Source organism: Rhizobium ruizarguesonis (assembly GCF_012349115.1).
Taxonomy (GTDB): Bacteria; Pseudomonadota; Alphaproteobacteria; order Rhizobiales; family Rhizobiaceae; genus Rhizobium; species Rhizobium ruizarguesonis.
In genome coordinates this window covers 1-2,491 of record NZ_PQIG01000006.1, presented here as the reverse complement: position 1 = coordinate 2,491, position 2,491 = coordinate 1, and the positions used below count along the sequence as shown (strand labels likewise).

Annotated in this window: 2 protein-coding genes; both read left to right on the top strand. The window is 59.7% G+C overall.

Translation table 11 applies throughout. The features are described 5' to 3' along the window. Positions 1-114 precede the first annotated feature (114 nt). Positions 115-1,635: an IS21 family transposase gene (gene istA / locus C3Y91_RS02395; RefSeq protein ID WP_168574929.1), complete on the top strand. Its 1,521-nt coding sequence runs from the start codon at positions 115-117 to the stop codon at positions 1,633-1,635. Further along, positions 1,625-2,419 carry an IS21-like element helper ATPase IstB gene (gene istB, locus C3Y91_RS02390; RefSeq protein WP_168574928.1) on the top strand — a complete coding sequence of 265 codons (795 nt, stop codon included), beginning with the start codon at positions 1,625-1,627 and terminating at the stop codon, positions 2,417-2,419. Before istA ends, istB begins: the two co-directional genes overlap by 11 nt. Positions 2,420-2,491: the final 72 nt, after the last annotated feature.

Here is a 2,491-nt window from a genome sequence, read left to right as displayed (position 1 = left end):
GGTGTTGGTTTCCACGCAGAACTGAGCCGGTTAGGCGCATAATTTCCATTGAGAATTGAGCCATGTGAACCTTCCCCCAACGCGGTGAGCGGCGGGGGCAACGGAGTGATCCACATGGGACTTTTAAACATCATCCGCCGGATGGCGCTGCGCGAGAAGCAATCGATCCGAGAGATCAGCCGGCGCACTGGGCTGTCACGCAACACGATCGCGAAGTATTTGAGTGCCGGTACGATCGAGCCGACGTTCACGGTACCGGAACGACCGAGCAAGCTTGATCCTTTTGCCGACAAACTTGCTGGCTGGCTAAAGACCGAGGCCGGGAGGTCACGCAAGCAGCGCCGAACGCTGAAGCAGCTTCATGCTGATCTGATGGCTCTCGGCTTTACCGGCTCCTATGGTCGGGTCGCCGCGTTCGCCCGTGACTGGCGGACTGAGCAGCAGACGGCGGGCCGCGGCATATTCGTTCCTCTGTCTTTCCGCCCAGGCGAAGCATTCCAATTCGATTGGAGTGAAGATTATGCCGTGATAGGCGGCGAGCGCACGAAGCTGCAGGTTGCCCACATCAAACTATCACACAGCCGGGCGTTTCTGATCAGGGCCTACCTGCTGCAGACGCACGAGATGCTCTTCGACGCTCACTGGCACGGGTTCCGCGTGTTCGGCGGCGTGCCTGGTCGCGGCATTTACGACAACATGAAGACCGCGGTCGATCGTGTCGGCCGTGGCAAAGAACGGCAGGTCAATATCCGTTTCCTCGCGATGACGAACCACTACGTCTTTGCGCCTGAGTTTTGCAATCCCGCCGCGGGTTGGGAAAAGGGTCAGGTCGAGAAGAACGTCCAAGATGCCCGACCACGGTTGTGGCAACAGATGCCGGACTTTCCAGATCTGGCGGCGTTGAATGCCTGGCTGGAACAGCATTGCCAGGACCTGTGGCGCGACACACCGCACGGCACCTTGCCCGGTACGATCGCGGACGTCTGGTCCGCAGAACAACCAGCATTGATGGCGCTCCCAGCCGCATTCGATGGCTTCGTCGAGCAAAGCAAACGTGTCTCACCGACATGCCTGATCACCTTCGAGCGGAACCGCTATAGCGTGCCTGCATCGTTTGCGAACCGGCCTGTCAGCTTGCGAATCTATCCCGAGCGACTGGTCGTTGCGGCCGAGGGCAATATCCTATGCGAACATCCGCGGGTCATTGAGCGCAGCCACGACAAACCGCCGCGGACGATTTACGACTGGCGGCATTACCTTGCCGTCATCCAGCGCAAGCCCGGTGCCCTGCGCAATGGTGCGCCCTTCCTGGAATTGCCGTTGGCCTTTCGGCGACTACAGGACCAAATGCTCCGCCGCCCTGGCGGCGATCGTGAGATGGCCGATATCCTTGCTCTCGTTCTTCATCACGACGAACAGGTCGTCGTCAGGGCTGTGGAACTGGCTCTGGATGCGGGCGTGGCGACAAAGACGCATGTGCTTAATCTTCTGCACCGGCTGATCGACGGCAAGACGACTGACGGCCCCGATATCGATACGCCACAGGCGCTGACCTTGCTGCGTGAACCCAAGGCCAACGTCGAACGCTACGATGGTCTGCGTGTCCGGACCGCGGGAGGTCGCCATGCGTCATGATCCTGCCAGCGCAGCCGTCGTCATCATGCTGCGTAGCCTGAAGATGTATGGCATGGCCCAAGCCGTCACAGACTTGATCGAGCAAGGGGCTCCGGCCTTTGATGCGGCGGTGCCCATCCTGTCCCAGTTGCTGAAAGCGGAAATGGCCGAACGTGAGGTCCGCTCCATCGCCTATCACATGAAGGCTGCCCGCTTCCCGGCCTACAAGGATCTCTCCGGCTTCGACTTCGCCGCCAGCGAGATCAACGAAGCGACCGTGCGCCAATTGCACCGGTGCGAGTTCATGGACGGGGCCCAGAATATCGTGCTCGTCGGCGGACCCGGCACAGGGAAGACGCATATTGCGACTGCAATCGGCGTCCAAGCCATCGAACATCATCGCCGAAAGGTTCGCTTCCACTCCACCATTGAGCTGGTCAACGCGCTCGAACAGGAGAAAGCCAAAGGCAAGGCAGGTCAGATCGCCGAAACGCTGGTTCGCCTCGACCTGCTGATCCTGGATGAGCTCGGATACCTTCCGTTCAGTGCTTCAGGTGGAGCACTGCTCTTCCACCTGCTGAGCAAGCTTTATGAGCGCACCAGCGTCGTCATCACCACCAACCTCAGCTTCAGCGAATGGGCAACGGTCTTCGGCGATGCCAAGATGACCACCGCTCTGCTCGACCGCCTGACCCATCGTTGCCATATCCTGGAAACCGGCAACGACAGCTTCCGCTTCAAGGCCAGCTCGGCCGCAGCAGCACAGAAGAGAGGAGAAAAGGCCAATCCCTTGACCAAACCCTGATCAGAAAACCATACTGAGAGGTGGCTCAATTCTCGGTGGAAAAACCGGCTCAGTTCCGCGCGGAAACCAACA

Coding starts and splice junctions, on each gene's coding strand:
- istA (WP_168574929.1), top strand. CDS start 115: ATGGGACTTTTAAACATCATCCGCCGGATGGCGCTGCGCGAGAAGCAA.
- istB (WP_168574928.1), top strand. CDS start 1,625: ATGCGTCATGATCCTGCCAGCGCAGCCGTCGTCATCATGCTGCGTAGC.